Origin of the sequence: Streptomyces sp. SP18BB07 (genome assembly GCF_036322545.1) — a bacterium.
Classification (GTDB): Bacteria; Actinomycetota; Actinomycetes; order Streptomycetales; family Streptomycetaceae; genus Streptomyces; species Streptomyces deccanensis.
Genome location: NZ_JAQYWT010000340.1, coordinates 409,011 through 427,382 on the forward strand (window position 1 = coordinate 409,011; position 18,372 = coordinate 427,382).

The 18,372-nt window shown below is 67.6% G+C and carries 14 protein-coding genes and 1 pseudogene; 5 read left to right on the forward strand and 10 right to left on the reverse strand.

What is annotated here, in order from left to right; genetic code table 11:
- Positions 1-248: 248 nt before the first annotated feature.
- Genes PUR53_RS29950 through PUR53_RS29970 form a run of 5 tightly spaced genes read right to left on the reverse strand, consistent with a single transcriptional unit; the run spans position 249 to position 6,899 of the window.
- On the reverse strand, positions 249-4,016 hold the full coding sequence (locus PUR53_RS29950) for a tetratricopeptide repeat protein (RefSeq protein WP_329910231.1): 3,768 nt from the start codon (positions 4,014-4,016) through the stop codon (positions 249-251).
- 6 nt (positions 4,017-4,022) lie between these two features.
- The gene (locus PUR53_RS29955) at positions 4,023-4,451 is read right to left on the reverse strand and encodes a hypothetical protein (protein WP_329910233.1); all 429 of its coding nucleotides are present in this window, start codon (positions 4,449-4,451) and stop codon (positions 4,023-4,025) included.
- Positions 4,448-4,954, reverse strand: a complete 507-nt coding sequence (locus PUR53_RS29960) for a hypothetical protein (RefSeq protein WP_329910235.1) — start codon at positions 4,952-4,954, stop codon at positions 4,448-4,450. Before PUR53_RS29960 ends, PUR53_RS29955 begins: the two co-directional genes overlap by 4 nt.
- A 49-nt stretch (positions 4,955-5,003) precedes the next feature.
- Positions 5,004-5,504 carry an NUDIX domain-containing protein gene (locus tag PUR53_RS29965; protein WP_329910237.1) on the reverse strand — a complete coding sequence of 167 codons (501 nt, stop codon included), beginning with the start codon at positions 5,502-5,504 and terminating at the stop codon, positions 5,004-5,006.
- 36 nt (positions 5,505-5,540) lie between these two features.
- Entirely contained in the window at positions 5,541-6,899 is a 1,359-nt protein-coding gene (locus PUR53_RS29970; RefSeq protein WP_329910238.1) for a tetratricopeptide repeat protein, read from the reverse strand.
- Positions 6,900-7,124: 225 nt separating this feature from the next.
- On the opposite strand from PUR53_RS29970, the gene PUR53_RS29975 reads away from it, so the two are divergent.
- From PUR53_RS29975 to PUR53_RS29990, 4 genes are all read left to right on the forward strand, one after another.
- A complete protein-coding gene (locus tag PUR53_RS29975; RefSeq protein WP_329910239.1) occupies positions 7,125-7,874 on the forward strand; it encodes a hypothetical protein in 750 nt (249 codons plus the stop codon).
- Positions 7,875-7,951: 77 nt separating this feature from the next.
- Positions 7,952-8,863 carry a phosphotransferase family protein gene (locus PUR53_RS29980; RefSeq protein ID WP_329910240.1) on the forward strand — a complete coding sequence of 304 codons (912 nt, stop codon included), beginning with the start codon at positions 7,952-7,954 and terminating at the stop codon, positions 8,861-8,863.
- Positions 8,864-9,559 carry a class I SAM-dependent methyltransferase gene (locus PUR53_RS29985; protein ID WP_329910241.1) on the forward strand — a complete coding sequence of 232 codons (696 nt, stop codon included), beginning with the start codon at positions 8,864-8,866 and terminating at the stop codon, positions 9,557-9,559.
- A 30-nt stretch (positions 9,560-9,589) separates the two neighbouring features.
- The gene (locus tag PUR53_RS29990; protein ID WP_329910242.1) at positions 9,590-10,168 is read left to right on the forward strand and encodes an HAD domain-containing protein; all 579 of its coding nucleotides are present in this window, start codon (positions 9,590-9,592) and stop codon (positions 10,166-10,168) included.
- 65 nt (positions 10,169-10,233) lie between these two features.
- Here PUR53_RS29990 and PUR53_RS29995 read toward each other — a convergent pair whose 3' ends face one another.
- The 5 genes from PUR53_RS29995 to PUR53_RS30015 all read right to left on the reverse strand — a co-directional run bounded on the left by PUR53_RS29995 (position 10,234) and on the right by PUR53_RS30015 (position 17,435).
- Positions 10,234-11,928, reverse strand: a complete 1,695-nt coding sequence (locus PUR53_RS29995; RefSeq protein WP_329910243.1) for a relaxase/mobilization nuclease domain-containing protein — start codon at positions 11,926-11,928, stop codon at positions 10,234-10,236.
- The gene (locus PUR53_RS30000; protein ID WP_329910291.1) at positions 11,918-12,523 is read right to left on the reverse strand and encodes a hypothetical protein; all 606 of its coding nucleotides are present in this window, start codon (positions 12,521-12,523) and stop codon (positions 11,918-11,920) included. Before PUR53_RS30000 ends, PUR53_RS29995 begins: the two co-directional genes overlap by 11 nt.
- 318 nt (positions 12,524-12,841) lie before the next feature.
- On the reverse strand, positions 12,842-14,029 hold the full coding sequence (locus tag PUR53_RS30005; RefSeq protein WP_443080375.1) for a DUF3631 domain-containing protein: 1,188 nt from the start codon (positions 14,027-14,029) through the stop codon (positions 12,842-12,844).
- Between the two features lie 662 nt (positions 14,030-14,691).
- Positions 14,692-15,501 carry a recombination directionality factor gene (locus PUR53_RS30010; RefSeq protein ID WP_329910244.1) on the reverse strand — a complete coding sequence of 270 codons (810 nt, stop codon included), beginning with the start codon at positions 15,499-15,501 and terminating at the stop codon, positions 14,692-14,694.
- 155 nt (positions 15,502-15,656) lie between these two features.
- Positions 15,657-17,435: a recombinase family protein gene (locus tag PUR53_RS30015; protein WP_329910245.1), complete on the reverse strand. Its 1,779-nt coding sequence runs from the start codon at positions 17,433-17,435 to the stop codon at positions 15,657-15,659.
- Positions 17,436-17,477: 42 nt separating this feature from the next.
- Between PUR53_RS30015 and PUR53_RS30020 the strand changes: the two are divergent.
- Positions 17,478-18,230 (forward strand): annotated as a pseudogene (locus PUR53_RS30020) (pirin family protein); the annotation flags it as partial.
- Positions 18,231-18,372: the final 142 nt, after the last annotated feature.

The window sequence follows — 18,372 nt, forward strand, 5'->3', positions numbered from 1 at the left end:
AAGGGCTCGTTCCGCGGTTGCTGCCGCCTTCTTGGTCTCCTAGTAATAGGCCAGGTCGGTGACCTGCCGGGATCTTTCCTGTGGGTTGCTGACCTGGCCTTTTGGCGATTGGTGGCGATGGGGTGCGACGGTCTTGAGCGGGTGTCTTGCGGACTGTGTGCGGACTGCCGCGCCTCTCGGTATCACGGCCCTCGGTGCTTCGCTGGCTGAGGTGGAATGACCCAAGTTGATTGTGTATGCAGGCGATGCTAGGAATTGCCGTCGTCGGCGCGTACGGCCATCAGCACCCGTTGAAGAGCGGTGATACGGGGATCTCCATCCGCTCTGGCTTCCAAGGCTTCGTTCAGCAGGGCTTCCAGCTCGTTCTGTGCAGCTCGTGGTTGGTCGGCTTCCCATAGCAGCTGCGCTCGTCGATAGCGTGCGTCCCAGACCGAGTCGTCGTCCTCACCGCGAATTCGTGCCCATCCCTCTGCCAGTTCCTTGAACTGATCGGCGCTTGCTGCTGGTCTTCCTACCCGGCTCAAGCCTTCGCCGAGGTTCTCACGTGTTGTCAGAGTCTCTGGGTGGTCACGTCCCAGCGTGCGTTCCCGACGCTCTACGACGTCGCTGAGTCGAGAAACGGCCTCGGTGAAATTCCCTTGGTGCCCCAACACCATGGCTAAATTGTGGTTCATCGTCAGAGTTTTGGGGTGGTCGTCCCCGAGCGCCTCCTGGCATGCAATCAGCGCTTCTCGGTACTCCGTTTCCGATTCGATGAATCGTTCCTGATCTGCTAGCAGGAAGGCTAGGTTTCCCCAGACGGACAGGGTCTGGCGGTGATCGCGTCCCAGGCGACGGGTGCACGCTGACAGGATTTCCCGATATGCAGACTCGGCTTCTGCGACGGCACCTCTGTCTTCCAGGATACGAGCGAGAGAGAGTCGAGCGGAAAGCGTCTCGGAATGCTCAGGGCCATGCCTGCGTTCCTGGATCTTCAGGATCGCCGAGTGTTCCTTCTCCGCTTCATCGAGATTTCCTTGGATGCGGACAGCGACGGCGAGGTTGTGGCGTAATGTCAGCACCAACGGTTGATCGGCCGAGTGTTTGCAGGCCGCGTCCCTGAGTGCCTCGCGATAGATGGCAACAGCCTCGTCGAGCCTTCCGAAGTCCTTCAGCGCGACCCCGAGACTGTTGTGGGCATTGATCGTGTTGGGGTGTGCAGGCCCCAAGCTCCGCCGCTCCTGATCAGCGATCTCCTGCAGCTGGTGGATGGCCTCCCGCAGCCTGCCGCGTGCGTGCAGCACCGCCACGAGATCGTGCCGGACATCTAGGCGGGTACCGTCGTCCTCTGGCAGGGCGTTCAGTGCCTGCCGCAGTTGCCCCTCAGCCTCGGCGAGTCTTCCCTGTTGCAATAGGAGAGCTCCGAGCGACGCTCGGACACTGGCCACGTTTCGGTGTGACTTGCCGAGCACATCCTCTTGGAGAGCCAGGACGTTGCGCATCTCCAATACGGCGTCGTCCGTTCGCCCAACATGTCCCAGAGACTTTGCCCATTCGAAGCGGGCATTCAGAGCGACAGGGTGATGCTCCCCATGGCATGTTGTTGCCGCGTCAAGAATCGCCTTGTACTCCGATTCCGAATGAACTAGCTCGCCTAGAGATCGCAGTGCCGCGGCGTGACTCTTGCGACCTGCCAGCACGTTGGGATGATCATCAACGAGTTGCCTCTTCTGCGCATCGGTCAATTCGGCGAAGACGGCCGCGGCGCTATTCGCATCGAGTTCCCCTTGCTGCGTGAGCAATACGGCCAGGGTATGGCGTGCGTCGAGCGTCTCTGGGTGATTGGGTCCGAGGATTCGGGTGCGCGCATCCAGCACGGCCCGGATCTCGGTTTCCGCCTCGGTGAACTCCTGCCGCAATATGAGTGTGCTGGCCAAGTTTGCCCGAGTGATTAATGTGGATGGGTGTTCGATCCCGAGGATCTCTTCTTCCAGCTCAAGAACCTGACGGAAGACCTCTTCGGCCCGCTCGTTCTCCCCTTGATCGCGCAGCGAGATGGCGAATTCGTGATGAGCCTCGAGAACATCCGGGTGCTTCTCTCCCAACTCCTCGCGCAGCCCATCCAGTACCTGCCTTCCCTCAGCTGCTGCCTCATCCAGGCGCCCCATACTTCTGATGCAGATCGCGCGGGCGTGGCGTGAACGCAGCGTCGTGGCTGCTGTCGCGCCGAACAGCCGGGTTTCATGGCGGATCACCTCGTCGTACTCGCATTCCGCCTCTTGGAGCTTTCCTCGCTGACACGTCACCCGCGCTTGTTGGAAGCGCACGGCCAGCGTGGTGGGGTCGGCTGCGCCGAACTGCTTGGCGCATTCCTCAACGATGTAAGCGAGCTCGGACTCAGCCGTCCTCAGATCGCCCATCATCTCGATTGCGACGGCTCGATGTCTGCGGATGTTGAGCCCAATCCATGGGGCGGCCTCCGCGGAGTCGGCACGCTCCAGGGCTTCGTCTGCCAGAGCGCAGGACGTGGTGTAGTCGCTCCGGAAGTGCAGGTATGACACGGCGACCCCGGCGCCGATCAACACGCCGTTGAGACGGTCATCGGCAGGTGTGCTCCATCGCGGCAGGCGGCGCATCATGACCGTCCAGTGCGGGATGAGGCCCTGCCAGGCTGGCCACGAACTTGGATCCCGCGGATTCTCACGGTATGGGGTGGCCGCCACGAGCAGATCGGCTGCTGAGTCCCATACCGCTCGGTATTCCGATGGCTCAGCGAGGAGTGGGGCGACCGACACCTCCGCCACAAGTCGATGGATCTGGTAAACGGGTTCTTCCGACAGCGTGTCGACCCCGATGAGCCCGAACCTACGCAGGCCACCCAGGGCCGTTCTGATTGCGCGCGGTGCCAGGTCCTTTGGCCACATCCCCAGTTCAGCAATCGTGGACGGGCTGAGCAGGGAAGCGGGTAGGGAGGCAGCTGGGGCGAAACAAGACAGCAGCTGAAGCAGGCCACGGGCATGCTCAGTGCCTTGCCGTTCCAGGAGGGCGAGGGATAGCTCCCAGGTACCGGCAATGGTCCGGCGAGCTCGTTCCTCTTCACTGCGTAGATCCCCGTGCATGCCCTCTGCCGCGTCGTCGAGGAACAGCGGGGAGTCGTCGAGGACACGGAGATACTGGGTGAAGGTCTGGGCTTCGGCCAATGGATCGCCGTGAGCCATCGCTAAGTATGTGCCGGCCAGATGCAGTGCGAGCGGTAGGGAGCCCAGCCGGTCAGCCAGAGACCGAGCGGAGTCCGTACCCCCCGCTTCAGGAGCGAGTTCCTGGAGGACCTGGCCTGCGAATTTGGTCTCCAAGACATCAAGTTGGTGGAATCGTGCAATTCTGTCGCCCCAAGACCGCTTGTTACCGTCACGCGTGGTGACCAGAACGCCGTACGACTTACCGACAGGGGGCCTGACCCAGCCCGTAGCGTCGGCCAAAGCGGCACCTGGGCAAGAGACAACGTCGAGATCGTCGGCATCGTCGAAGACGAGCAGCCACGGGCGATCCATGTTCGCCAGGTGGCGCCAGACCAGGTCGGCCGCCGGTCGTCCGCCCTTTTCCCAGGCGTGGGCTACGTGCTCGGCCGGGGCGCCCGCGAGGAGGGCTGCGCGCCGCATCCCGTCGGCCACGGCGGCAGCGGATCCGGCCTGGATCCAGAAGACTTCGGCTCCAGCCTGCTTGGCCCGCTCAGCCGAGCTCAGGGCGACTGTGGTCTTTCCTACTCCACCCATCCCGGAAAGGACTTGGATACGCGGATCGTCCATGCGCTGGGTGAGGGCTGTGAGGATGCCATCACGGCCTAGCACGGCGTGCGGGAGCCTGCCGAAGGGAGCCTCTACTGAGCCAAGTGCGAGCATCTCTTGGGCAGAAGGGGGCTGTCTCTCATTCTGAGACACGTGGTTGACGAAGATATTCCACACGCCGCCATGGAGGCTGCCGCTTACGAAGGTTCCCTGACCTTCGTTGCGCTGTTCACGCGGTTGCTCGTCAGACAACGCTCATCACATCCGCCCCTGGCGGTTGGAGTTCAAAGCGTCTGCTGCGTCGAGGAGTCTCGGCAGTACCTTTTCAAGTTTGTTTGCTGCGGTTGAGAGTAATTGTGCGGAGTCAGGGAGAGTGATTCGTTGGAGGGTTGCTGCAGCGCTCGCAAGTAATTCCGCGGAGTCGGCGATGTCGAATCGATTCGCGGTGATAGCGATCAACTCGGCAGCCTGCGCATTCTGTGCGCTGTGGATCGCGGTGCCAGCGAGTAATTGTGCCAGCTTGGGCGATGTTTTGGCGATGACCTTCAGGTGTTCCTTGGTCTCTTCGCTGAGCTGCTCGAAGTGGTTGTGGACTCCGCCGTGAACGTCACGCCCCACGAATGTCCCTGGTCCGGTGTTCTGCTGCGAGCGAGGATCGAACGCCGAACTTCCAGTTGCCGCGGTCACTGAGAACCACCGCTGTAGGTGTTGTGAATTCCTCCGATAACCGTTCCGTTGACGAAAGTACCTGACCCGGAGTTGTGCTGGCTCCCGGTATTGGAGGTGGCACCGACCTCGGCGATGGAATCAAGATCGGGGCGCGCTTCCTGATATCTGTCTACGTACTCGGCTAGACGCTGAGCCCACTCATGTGTGAGCTGCTCTCGGGCACGTGCCAGTTCGCCTACTGCCGAGGGATCGGAGGCTGCCGCGCGAACCCACTCTGCAAGCGTCCGGGCGTCGTTGTCGTGGGCATTGAGGGCCAGGGCCTGTTCGTCCTGTGTGCCCCTGCGAAAGAGCTGCACGATCCTTGGGCGGATAGCTATGGCTCCACCTGTGAGCATGGACGCAACGATCGTTCCCGCTGCGCCGGTTGCCACCGAGACAAGTTCGGGATCGAGCATGTCTTTGGTTCCCCCTGGCTGGATGGTCGTCGTGATCCTGGAGGCTACCGCTGCTGCAGCGGGCATGCGCCGTTTATGGACAGTCCACGGCTGGTGTACGGCGGATGTATGACGACTAGCTCCAACCGTCAAGGGTGACTTGCTGCCCATTAGCTAGGTAGCGACGAAGGGCGCTGGCCGTGGTGTCCACGAACTCCTTGGGGATTGCGTCGGTGTCGACCCAGCGGACCTGGGCATGTTTGCGAGGTTCGCGGTTTTCGGGTTCGCCGGTCCATTCGTGGGCGGCGAAGACGACGGTGAGGAAGCCGTTGGGCGCTTCGACGCCCCAGGCGCCGTGGATGATGTGGGCGATCTTCAGGGATTCCGGCTTCACGGTCAGCCCGGTTTCCTCGTACAGCTCGCGCACTGCGGTTTCGGTGATGGGCTCGCCGGGCTCGCTCTTGCCCACAGGGAGGTCCCACATGCCCTGTGCGAACTTGGCGTTCTGGCTGCGTTGAAGGAGGACGACGCGGCCGGTGGCTTTGTCGTGGACGATGACGGCGGCGACCAGCAGGGTCATGGATTCGAGCGCGGGCGGCAGGGCTTTGGGCTGGTCGTCGGTTGTCCGCTGAGCCACGGCTTGTGTCCCTTCGTCGGCCGGTTGATGGGCAGCTTAGGCCAGCGCTTCGCGTGCGCGGCGGGCGAGTTCGGCGGCTCCGGGCACTTTGCGGCGCTGGTAGATGGAGAGGGTGGAGCGGAGCGAGGTGATGGCCTTGCGGGTGCGGTCGGAGGTCATGCCCTCCATCAGGGTCAGGGCCTGGGACCAGGCGGCTACGGCCTCGTCGGCGCGGGCCTGGGCAGCGAGGCTGTCGCCGAGGTCGGCGTAGGTGAGGGCGTGGACGCGCTTGTACTTCTCGGGGTCCCAGCGCACCAGGGCGTCTCGGTGTTGTTGTTCGGTGCCGACGTGGTCGGCGAGGTCGGTCAGGGTACGAGCGGTGTGGCTGGCGACGGTGCCAGCTGCCGGGCCGCTGACGCGGGAGTAGCTGGGCTGGGGTCCGTCGTCGCGCAGCAGGGCGTCTTCGGCGGCGAGCAGGGCGCGGGTCGCTGCGGGCTTCTCGCCGACCGCAGCGTAGGCGCGGGCGTGGGTGATGTGCAGCAGCGCTTCGGTCTGGCCGTCGACGTGGCCCAGGCCGCGGGTGAGGGCACCTTCGACGAGGTCGACGCAGTGGTGGGGCTGTTTGAGGCTGAGGGACTGATGGGCGAGGGCGCGCATCATCCAGGCGGCGTGACCGCACGGGTCGGCTTCGCAGGCGAGCTGGTAGCCGACCTGGTAGTAGCGCTGGGCGGCGCCTTCCTGGCCCAGGTCGTGGTGCTTCCACCCAGCGAGGTAGGCGAGTTCAGCGACCGCACCGAAGGCCGCTTGCCGTAGGGCTTCGTTCGGGAATCGACCGCGGAGCATGGGAGCAGCGGTGTCGGCGAGGTAGGCGGTGACGGTGGTCAGGCCATGGCCGCCGCCGAGGCGTTCGTCAGCCGCACTGAAGGCTGCGGTGATCTGCCGTACGACCTCCACGTCCTCCATCCCGACCAGGGAGCTGCCGGTGCGGGCCCGCAACATGCGGGCGGTGGCCTCGTGATCGTAGAAGAGCGGCATAGCCACGCCGGCCGTAGTGAAGGCCGCCACGGCAAGAAAACGGCGGCGCTCGACGTCGGCACGGCCCAGGTCGGTGGCGGCCAGAACCGGATCGCGCTCCTCAGCCACCGCTGCTTCCGGTGTATGAAGGCCGATCTCGGCCAAGGTGATGGTGCGGCCTGCTCGTCGGGACAGCGCCTCAGCAAGGTACTGGCCGGTCCGTCCGGTCGGCCGACGTGTGCCGTTCGCCCAGTGCGAGACGGCCGACTTGTTGGTCTGGAGGATCTCGCCGTTCTCGGCCGCGATACGCCGGATGTCCTTCGCCAGCGCCTCGTACGTGCAGCCGATCGCCTCGATGACGTCACGCAGACGGGAGTTGGGACCCCTCGGCGCTGCTGCCACGATCGCCTCCGCTCAGGAGCTGTAAACCGCGTATACCGCTTCAACTGCCTCTCACCGTACCCACTGTGCGTGACGGAGGGTTCACTAAACATCAGCCGCCCGGCCCCGGTCCGACACCGCGACCAGGCTCCCCCCTTCGGCCGGGCGGCACCCGAAGTTCCGTACGCCTACACCGGGTTCGGGCATTCCTATGCCTGTGCCTGGCCGATCAGAGACGGAGACACGGTGACCACCATCGACACCACAGCCATCACGGTCGTACTGCCCGAGGCGTTCGACGAGCGCTGGAACCGCCTGCCCGGCATCCACGTCGACGGCCGGCGCGTCACCATCGACCCGGCCGAGTACTTCTTCCGCTTCGAGTCCAACAGTTGGCTTGTCGCCGACTGGGAGCTGGTCAAATCCCAGCTCCTGGAGGTGCAGGAGACCACCGAGAGCGCGGTCGAGCAGCTCGCGCTGGACTTCATCAAGGCTCACGCCGAGTCCACCTCGGACGCCGCTCGCGTGCTGTCCACCGCCTACGAGGTGTACGCCTACCTCTTCCGCGACGAACACCTCGCCGGCCTTGGCCTGCCGCAGATCACCGCCGAGCACCTGCGGATGCTGCGCGAGGCAGCCACGCTGATGGCGCTGAACAAGGTGGAGCTGGACGGGCACATCTCGAACGTCGGCCCGTGCTGGTTCTTCCCGGCCGCCACCTCCGTCGTCTTCGACCTGGACGACGAGATGGGCGGCATGCTCGACGAGGTCTACCACGGCGGCTGGTTCAACGAGCACCGCCGCATCGAGTCCATCAAGGCCCACGCCGCCCTCGGCGGCCGGCTCGTGCACGGCTGCCAGTCCGTGCCGGACCAGACCGGTGGCGTCGTCGCGCCCTACGGTGCGTCGATGGCCGCCTTCCGTGACGACCTCGCGGCCTTCAAGGCCGGATGGATCGAGCAGGTCTACGCCCACCGCGTGAGCCCAGCCGCGTAACACCGCACACCAGGCTCCGGGGCGGGCCAGCACCTCTCGTCCGCCCCGGATGCCCCCGACCTCTCTGGAGCCCCCACGTGACCGCGAACCCCAGCGCCGAACTCCTCGACAGCCTGCTAACCATTGCCGGCCGCCCCACCGCCGTGCGCGAGGAGGTGCGCGTGTGGTCAATGTCCGGTGTCGAGCGCCTGACCTTCCCCGACGCCACCACCGCGATCTTCAAGTACGCGAAGCGGCCCTTCGACAGCGAGGATCAAGCCCTCCGTCTGGCGCACGCGCTCGGCGTTCCCGTCCCGCAGGTCCGTGCCTCCGCCGTCCTGGACGGCTGGCTCGGCATGCTCATGGAGGATCTCGACCCCGCTGTCCGCGACGCCGACGACCTCGACGGCACCGCCGCGGCCGTAGTCCTGCACGGCACCCGCACGGCACCCGCCCTACCCGTCCTCGACCAGGCCCGCCTCCGCAAGCTGCCGGGCCGGGCCCTGGAGCACTTCGCCCGACTCCGCAAGGCCGACCGGTGGCACGAGGCGGACGACGTTGAGGACGCGCTCGATCGGATCGCCCAGGCCGCCGAGACACGCTCGGCTGGTACGACGGTGGCTCCGTTCGGCTGGGTGCACTCCGAGTTCCACCCCACCAGCCTCCACATCAGCCGACACGGCTGGCGGCTGCTGGACTTCGCCCGCGCCTTCACCGGCCCCGGCCTGCTCGACCTCGCCAGCTGGCACGGCACCCTCGACACCCCCGACCCCGTACGCCTGCGCGTCTTCCTGGAGCAATACGTCACCGTCGGCGGCACCCCCGACGCCCTCACTCCGCGCGGCGGGCTCTCCGCCCAGAACTGGGCGTTGGGCTGGCATCGCATGTGGGCCGTGGAGTGGTTCATGGAGCAGTCGATCCGCTGGATCAACGACCCGGACACCGACCCCGCCTACATCGAGGCCGTACGCCGCCACCTCACCGACGTCCTTCACCTCCTGGAGGTGTAGGTGCTCGCCCACGCTTCCCCCTGGTACGTCCACGCCCTTCAACGCACCACGGCAAATCCTGCCGAGCCACTCTCGGTCCCCGCGCGGATGGAGTGGACCACCCGGCCGGGCACCGGGCCCGGCGCCGAGATCCTCGGGCAGGATCTGCGCCGCAAGCGGGTGCTGGAACTTGGTTGCGGCCCCGGCCACAACGCCGCCCACCTCGCCACCCGCTACGGTGCCCAGGTCACCGGCGTCGACCTCGTCGGCCTCCAAGTCCGCCGAGCCCGCTCGCACTACGGCCGGCTGAACAGCCTCACCTTCGTGGCGGGCCATGCCCTTCACTACCTGCAAGCCTCAGACGAGCAGTTCGACGCGGTTTACTCCGTCTTCGGCGCCATCGGGCTCGTCGCCCCCGAAGTCCTGCTCCCGGCCATCGCCCAGCACCTCAAACCCGGGCGCACTCTCGCCTTCTCCGTACCCCACCCGGCACGCGGCGGCCTCCGCCCGGCCACCGACGACCGACCGCGCCGCGACTACGTCACCCTCCCTGACCGCACCCGACTACCCATCGCCCGCTGGGACTTCGACGCCGACCGCTGGGAGAAACACCTCGATCGCGCCGGCCTGTGGCTTACCTCGGCTCAGGAGTTCCACGACGCCCGCCACGGAGGCCGTTGGCCCACCACTCTGCTGATCACCGCGCGCAAACTCTGACCCTCACTCCGGCTCCCCTGGGAGAATCCGATGCGTCCGCCCTACCTGCTCCTCGACATCGACGGCGTCCTCATACCCTTCCCCGACGCGGAGGGCTCGACCCCAGCCACCCACGCCCGCCACGACGTCGTCCCCGCTTGCCGCAGCGCCGACGACCCGGTCACCATCTGGCTCAATCCCGCCCATGGCCCCCTGCTCATGGAAGTGATCCGTACCGGCATGGTCACGCCTGTCTGGTGCACCAGCTGGCGCCGGGACGCCGCCACTCTGATCGGACCGCTCCTCGGTCTCCCACCCCTGCCCCACGTTGATCTCCCGCGCCCCAAGATCACAACAAGCCACCCCAATGGCTACCTGTGGAAGCGCGACTACGTCGACGCGTGGCTGGCCGACGCCCCCGCTGTGTGGATCGACGACGACTTCACTGATCTCGACCACTCCTGGGCCGCGGAGCGCACCGCCCGTGGCGCGGCGACCCTGCTGGTACAGCCTGATCCCCGTGCCGGGCTGCAGGCTGAACACCTGGCCGAAGCCCGCGCGTGGTCCGGGCAGCTGCTCGCCGTGCGGACTGGTGCACCCGCTGCTCCGAGCGGAACCGAAGCAGCCTGACGCGAAGCCGTGGCAGAACAGTCGATGCCCCCGCCGCGCCGTATGGCGAGGGCATCCGACCGGGTTCAGCGATGCCGACCACGTTCTTCGGGCGTCATGCTCACGGGTGTGGCCGGAGGACGTGGGGCGGCGGACATGGACGTCGTGCCGCTGATGGTGCTTTGCCTACGTGCTGCCTGAGCGCGCCTGTTCGGTTGAACGGTGATGCGCCAGGTAAGGACCTCGGCGGGATGCTCGGCACTATCGAGTTCCCGCAGGGCTCCGACCTCGGACAGGAGGCGCCGGGGGTTGTGGCCGGCGGTCTCGGCGCGGGCGAGTGTCGTGGTCAGGGCCGGCCATGCGGGATCGGCTAGGACGCGGTCGGCGTGGTCGGGGAGGACTGCGCGCAGATCCTGCTCGAAGCGGCTGGCGGTTGTGGTGCGCGGTGCGCGACGGGCGAGGTCCGCCAAGACTGGCTGGGCGGCCTGCTGGTAACTGGCCTGCAGGTGCCGGAATGCTTCTTCGGCCGCTGCGGCCTGCTGCTCGTGGCCGCGCTGCTCATGCCACTTGGCGGCGGCGCGCGCCACGTGGAGCGCGGCGAAGATCAGGGCGATGGCGAGTCCGCCCGGATCGTGTGTGGCGTAGGCGAGTTCCCTGGCGGCTTCCCGCAGGGCGGTGGCGGCCTGGTGGTCGGCCCGGATCGCCGAGCGGCGGGCGCGGTTGAACGCCCTTGCGGCGGCTTGCAGTTCGGCCCGGTGCTCGCCGTTGGTGGCGAGGGCGAGGTTGTGGAGGGTGTCGCCGAAGGCATTCAGGTGGCCCTGGGCCACGGCGTCGTCGCCTGAGTCGAGGACGGCGCGGGCGTCACGGATGGCGGTTTCGGCGCGGTGCCACGGTTCGGCCGGGTCCACCACTTGCTGAGGGCGGTCGGTCAGGTCCTGGGTGGGGAGCCGTTCGCAGAGGCGGTTGTAGGACAGGTCGGGGGCGAGCTTTGAGCCGCCGTACCAGACCGGCTCGCCCTGGGCGGTATCGCCGGGCGCGGCCAGGCTGTAGCCGGTCACCTCGCCGGTCTCGGGGCCGATACGCGGCCTGACCTGGATGCCGAGGGAGCGCAGCACGGTGAAGTACTCGTCGATATTGCGTACGGCGGCGGCGACCGCGTACGCCTGCTCACGCAGCCACTCCCGTGCGGTCTCGTCCTGGCCCTGGCGCTCGGCCTTCGCGCGCTCGGCGCCGGTGGGCGTGCGCGGGGCGGTGAGGTCGCCGGACTTCAGGCGGCGCAGCCCGAACTCAGCCTCGATCTTGCGGCATTCGCGCTGTGCCCGCCAGCCGTCCCGGTTCGTACGGGGGCGGCGGCCGTCGGCGCGGATGGTGGTGGCCATGATGTGGATGTGGTCGTCGGCGTGCCGGACCGCGATCCACCGGCACGCCTTCTCGTCGCCCTCGGGGGCGATGCCCGTTGCGGCGACGACGCGGCGGGCGACTTCGGCCCACTCGGCGTCGGTGAGGTAGCGGTCGCCGGGCGCGGTGCGCACTGGACAGTGCCACACATGCTGCGGCGGCTGCTTTCCGCCGAGCTCCCGGGTGCGGAGGTCGACGTGGTGGTCCAGGCGCCGGGCGAGCTGGGTGTAGGTGACCTCGGGGTCGCGGCCGGGGTCGGGGGCGCCGGCCATGTCCCAGGCGGCCACGATGTGGGGGTCGGTGTGCTCGTCGCGCCGCCCCTTTCCGAAGAGGTAGTTGATCAGGCCGAGGGTGCTGGAGCCGGTGGAGACGTCAGGCACCATGACCGGCTCCTTCCGCCAGGAGCCGGTCCATGAGTGCGTAACTGGCCTGGGCGGCCTGCTCGATGCGGTCGAGGACGGCCTCGGCGCGCTCGGGTATCGCGCCGGAGTGGATGGCTGTCGTGACCTGGTTGAGGTTGGTGCCGATCCGGTTCAGCGCCTTGGTGTGCGCTTCGATGGCTTCCACAAGCGGGCGGATGGGGTCGTCCTCTGGGCTGCCGACCATGCCCGCCTTGCCGAGCGCGACGGCGAGGGCGGCGTCGCCGACAAAGCCTGCGAACTTCTGGTGGCGCCGCTTGGCCTCGGCGTCGATGAGGCGGACTGCGGTCGGCGTGAAGCGGATCTTCTTCTCCTGGTCGCGTTTCTCGGTGGTGCGTTTGCGGTTCATTCGTGCAGGCAGTGTGGGGGCGTCGGGCTCACGCCACGAGGGCTGCTCAACGGTGGCGGGCGGTTGACGGGCAGACGGCTCGGCGAGTGGGGTGTTGGAGTCGGTGACGGGCTGCTCGGCGCTGTCGGCGGGAGACGCGGTGCGGGGGTCGTTCACCCCCTCCTCAGGCTCTGGCGCCCGCTGGCGCCCGGCCCCCTCTCCCTCCGCCACCCCATGGGCGGGGGCAAGCGCGGACGAAGCCTCTTTAGGGGCTCGTTCGCTCCAGCTTGCTGCTGTTCGTCGGTCCCGCCCGAACCAACCCCAGCGGCGGGAAGAAATGGGGTTCGTGTCGTTCTCGGTGTGCATGGTGGTGCTCCGAAGGAGAGGGGGATGGGGCTGTGTCACGTCCGTCGCATCCGTCGCATGCCTGGTCAGCACAGGTACGGACACGCGGGCAGGTACGGAGAACTCCGTCCCGGCGACGGAGTCCGTCCCCGCGCTGACCTGCGCGGGGACGGATGCGACGAAGTGATACAGACCCCCGTGGGATCAGAGAGCGCGCTTCGGCCCGGCGGGGCCACCGGGCGGGCCGACAGGCAGCGTCCCCGCCGGGGCGGCGGGCAGCCTGCCCTGGGCTACGCGGGCAGGGGAGGCGCCGCGTTCGGGCTCGGGTGCCGCCTCGACGAGGTCCGGGCAGTTGCGGGCCCAGGCGTCCAGGAACCGGTTGCGCATGTACGCCTTGGCCTGCCTCCCCTTGCCGAACCGGTAGTTGGCCGGGCTGATGTTGAAGTCCCGCAGCAGGTTGCTCAGGTGGTAGGCGTTCAGTCCTTTGGTGCCGTGCTCCGCCCACGGGGCCTCGGCGTCCTGGAGAAGTGCGGCGACCAGATCCTGGGTGGCCAGAGCCTCGGGGTTGTCCGCCTGCGCGAAGATGCGGTGGATGTCGCGCAGCAGCCGCGTCTTCAGACTGCTCTGCTCGTCCTGGACCGCCTCGTGGCGGGTCATGGCCAGGCAGGCAGCCCGAGCCTGGGCGGGCCACTGGCCGCCAGCCAGGTCGGCGATGATGACCAGCGGCTCCCAGGTGTCCGCCGCCCGATCCTCCACCGGCATCTGCGGCACCATGCGGGCGGCCTGCCCGCGCAGCGGAACCAGCCAGGCGGCCAGCCGGTCACGCAGCGCGTTGAGTTTGGGCACCGAATACCGGGAGCGAAAAGGGGCGACCTTCTCGCCCGGCTTGCGCTTCTGCATCCGCAGCACGACCGCCCGGTCCATGACCGTGTCCGGCAGGTCGCCGATCCCTGCGATGGCAGCCATGGCGAAGGTGGGGAACGGGGTCGGTTTGTGGTCCGGACCGGAGATCCGCCAGGCGGGCCGGTTGCGCTGGTGCCCGGCATTCAGCAGGCCGCGCAGGATCTCACTGTCACCGCTCGCCTTGGGGCCGAATATGGTGTCCGCCTCGTCCACCAGCAGGGTGGGAGGGTTCTTGCCGATGACCCGGAAGATGACCGCCGGGGAGGTGTTCACCGTCATCATCGGCTGGTGCACGGTCTCGTGGAGCACGTCCAGAACCCGGGACTTGCCGCAGCCCTTCGTCGGGCTCACCACCGCCAGACGCGGCGCATGCTGCAGAGCCGTCTGAGTGTGCGTGGCCGCCACCCACAGGGTGGCCGCGGTCAGCGCCTCCTCGCTGGGCAGCACCACGTACTTGCCGATCGCCGCCCGCAACTCGTCCAGGAGCACGGCGCCTTCGTCGCCTGCCTCACCGCTGGCACAGGCGCGGTCCCCGCTACCCGACCCGTCGTCGCGGATCTCGGTCCCCGAAGTGCCGTGGGGACCGTCCCCACGGTGATCCCCATTCGTGGTTCGCGCGACCGGAACTCGGGGACCGGATCTGGGGCTCGGCTGACCGAAAGTCTCCGCCCGGTCCCCGACTTCCGGTCCGTCCGTACCAGCTGGGTCTGCGCTGCCGGGACCGTTCAGCAGGGCGCTGACCTGCAGATCCTCAGCCCGGGCGGGGGTGATCGTCGAGGGTGCGGTCCCCGTCTGTTCCGGGTACCGGTCCCTGGCGTCCGTTGTTTCGGGGCCGCGTGCGGTCCCCAGGCCGGATAGGGGACCGCCATGGCTCGCTGAGCTAGGCAGCGGATCAACCGTGGTGGCCCGGTCCCCGGGACCGGAGTCGTGGGGACCGGCAGGTCCAGCAGCGCCGTCCCCGCCCTGGGGACCGGCGGGGTCTCCGTCTGGGTTCGATCCGAGCGACAGCGTCGTCTGGCCGGGAATGGCGACCGGCGGCCAAGTGGCCTTCGTGGTGTTCTGCAGGTTGGGGAAGATCTCTTCCATAGCGCTCCTGGGTTGCGCACAGGCAGGGGCCCGCTACGAGGGTTGGATTCGTCCGGATACGCGACTCAGGCGGCGAGGCCCACCGCAGTGCTGGACACCCAGGGGCCGAGCACTTTCACGACGGGCTTGTGGTAGCAGACGCGGCGGCCGTTTTGGGTGGTGAACTCGACTGTTCGGATCGCGAGTTCGCAAAGTACAGGGTTACCTACCGCGGTCAGTTGAGTGCGTATTCCTTCCACCGTTTCGGCGAAGCGCCAGGAGGAGGACCTGAAGCGGAACGAGCCGAGGCCAGGACATCCGGCCAGGCGGAACAGAAGAGTCGTGACCGGCTGCGGCCCCTGGCCGTGCCTGGCCCGTGCCCTGCGCTCAGCCATGTCGGGCGGGCACCCGCAGGGGTGACCTGCACCAGCTTCTGGGGCCAGGAACACACGCCCGTCGCAGTGGTGCGCCAGGCCGCGGGAGTCCCACAGCTTCATCTGCGCCGTAAGCCTGCCTGGATTCTCGATGACGACTCGGAGACTGGCCTTTTCGGCTATGACTTCGAACTGCTCGGAGCTGTTGGCCAATCGCCGCTGCGGCTCGGCTCCGAGCACGCTTGCGATGCTTTCCGCCGCCTGGGGTGACACCGTGAGCAGGCGCCAGACCGGCTGGGCGAGCAGCTTGCCGTCGACGACGCGGCCGAAGTCGCAGTCGCCGACGACGGGCTCGGAAGCCCTGGCCAGCGAGCACGTACGAGGGGTGTCGAGTCGCTGGCGGCGAGCGGTGCGCGGGTGGATGCACTCACTTGTCGCGGTTTTGCGGTGCCGGCGACCCTGGCCGGAACAATCACCGTCGGTCGGCGAAGTGGCGGAAGGGCTGGGCGAGGGGTTGTGCAAGAGACGGCTCCTGATGGATGGGGGCAGGAGCGCCGGAGCAGCGACGCGGCTGCCCGGCGCCCCCGAGGACACCGTCAATGCTCCGGAGAATCGCCGGTTTTCCTAACCGGCGATGTGGGTGTACTCTCCCCCGCTCGTCTCGGGTCAGCAGCAGGTCAGACCGCTTCTGCCAACGCCTCCCTCTGCCGCGATTCGTTGGCCTCTGCACCATCGCCCTCGGCCTGTTCCGGCCGTACGAACTCGACCGTTGCTCGCTTCTCGACAGGCGTCGACCTTCCCGCACCGGACGCCTTGGTGACCGTGACCCGGCGCACGAACAACTTGACGAAGTCCCGGCGCTCCTGGGTCGTCGCGGCCTCCCACCACGACCCCTCGCCCACCGGATCGACGTCTCCCGCGCCCAAGGGCAGCCACAGGTGGATCGGGAGCGTCGGCGTCGCCGCCTCCTCCAACTCGGCGAGACGGGCCTCCGCCCTCTCCATGCGACCGAGGAGCCGTTCCCTGCGCTCCCGGAAACGGCGCCGTCCGACGGGGTCGTCGTAGTCGCCAGCCTCTTCCCGGTCGTATAGCTCTTCCAGCGCGTGCTTGGCATCAGCGCGTTCGGTGACGAGACTGCGGCGTTCGCCCACGATCTCGGGCTGCTCTGTCTGGGCCGTGTACCGACGGGCAGCCTCGGCGAGAATGACCGCCGTCTCGGGGTCGTCCTCGGCGGTCTGGATGAGGGCGAAGATGCGCCGTGCCACGTACAGGTCCAGGGTCTGCATGCTGATGGTGCACTCGCCCTCGTGCTGGCCCGGCAGCGCCCTCCGTCGGCGGCAGCGGTACGCAGCCTTGTTGGGGGTGGTGGCCCGGTGCGATGTCATCACCGCGCCGCAGTCGCAGAACAGGACGTCCATGGCGGAGAGGACGGCGTGGCCGCGCGACAGGCCCTTGCCCTGGCCTCTGCCATCGAGCCACTTCTGCAGCTCATGCCAATCGTCCGGCGAAATGATCGGCGGGTACGCCTGGACCGGCTTCATGGCCTCGGGGTCGCGCTCGATGCGGTAGCTCTCGATGGTGCTCGTCAGCTTGCCGTCCTCCCGGCGCTTGTACACCGGGGTCGCCGCATAGCCCGCGATGCGAGGGTCGCGCAGGATGCGCATAGCCGTCTTCGGATCCCAGACGCTGTCCTTCGTCTTCTTGCCGACCCGCTGCCCCTTCGTCGGGACTCCGTCGGCGGTCATCTGGGCGCAGATGCCCGTGAGAGAGCCCGGGTGTCGGCGCCCACCTCCCGGTTGGTAGGGCATGTCCTTGTGCTCCTTGATCCGCGCCCACATGTCCTGGATCACGGGCACCTCGTCGGGATCGTGCTCCAGGACATGGACCACGACGGGCCTGCCGTCGGGCGTCGTTCGCGTTGCGGGCACCATGCGGAAGCCGTACGGAGGCTTGCCGCCCACATAGCCACCGAGTTCGCGAGCCGTCTTCTTCGCGCCCCGCACCGCGTCGCTCTTGTTCTTGCTCTCGCTGTGAGCCGCGTCGAGCCGCAGGATCAGATGGATCAGGTCCATCAGGTTGCCCTTGCGGAACTCGCCCTCGGTGAGGCTCACGATCGTCACGCCGAGGTTGAGCAGTTCCGTGACGATGGGGATGGCGTCGAGCGGATCCATCCGCGACAGGCGGCTGATGTAGTAGACGATGATCAGGTTGATCCGGCCGTCCTGGCAGTCCTTGATCAACCGGTCGAAGTCCGGGCGGCCGTCGCCCGTGAACGCGGATATGCCGAGGTCCTCGTACTCGGTGATGCTGACGGCCCCGCGACGCTTTGCCTCGGCCACACCCGCCGCGCGCTGCGTGACCGTGCTGACCTCGGACTTGTTGGCGCGCCCCACGGACTGACGCCCATAGACACCTGCATGGATGTCCATGCCGGTCACCACCCCTGGTCTGATCATGGGGGGACTCTAGCCGATTTTTTGACCCCCCAACTGGTTTCACCCAAGGGCACCCCCTGGCACCTCCACCGCGGCTTCGAGACCGTCACCTACATCATCGACGGGATCTTCGACCACCAGGACAGCCACGGCGGTGGCGGCACCATCACCAACGGCGACACCCAGTGGATGACGGCCGGCTCCGGCCTCCTCCACATCGAGGCGCCGCCGGAGTCCCTCGTCATGTCCGGCGGCCTGTTCCACGGCATCCAGCTGTGGGTGAACCTCCCGGCCCGGGACAAGATGATGTCCCCCAAGTACCAGGACATCCGCGGTGGCCAGGTGCAGCTGCTCACCACCCCCGACGGCGGCGCGCTCCTCCGCGTCATCGCCGGTGAGCTGGACGGCCACCAGGGGCCGGGCATCACCCACACCCCGATCACCCTGCTCCACGCGACCGTCGCGCCGGGTGCGGAGATCACCCTGCCGTGGCGCGAGGACTTCAACGCGCTCGCCTACGTCCTCGCCGGGCGTGGCAGCGTCGGTGCGGACCGGCGGCCGATCCACATCGGTCAGACGGCCGTCTTCGGCGCGGGCTCCTCGATCACCTTCCGCGCGGACGAGCAGCAGGACTCCCACGCGCCCGACCTGGAGATCGTGCTCCTCGGCGGACAGCCGATCCGTGAGCCGATGGCCCACTACGGCCCGTTCGTCATGAACACCCGCGAGGAACTCCAGCAGGCGTTCGAGGACTTCCAGAAGGGCCGGCTGGGGACGATCCCGGCGGTTCACGGGATGACCCCCGAGGGGCTGTAGCAAGGGCTCATCGCAGGGCAAAAGCGGCTCGTCCTCGCCAATCGGGCCACCGGCGTCGTCCGGGTTCACTCTGCGCCGGGTGATCATGCACACCCGGTCGACGCCTGGATGAGCACTGTCTCCACCGCGTAGGTTCTGGCAT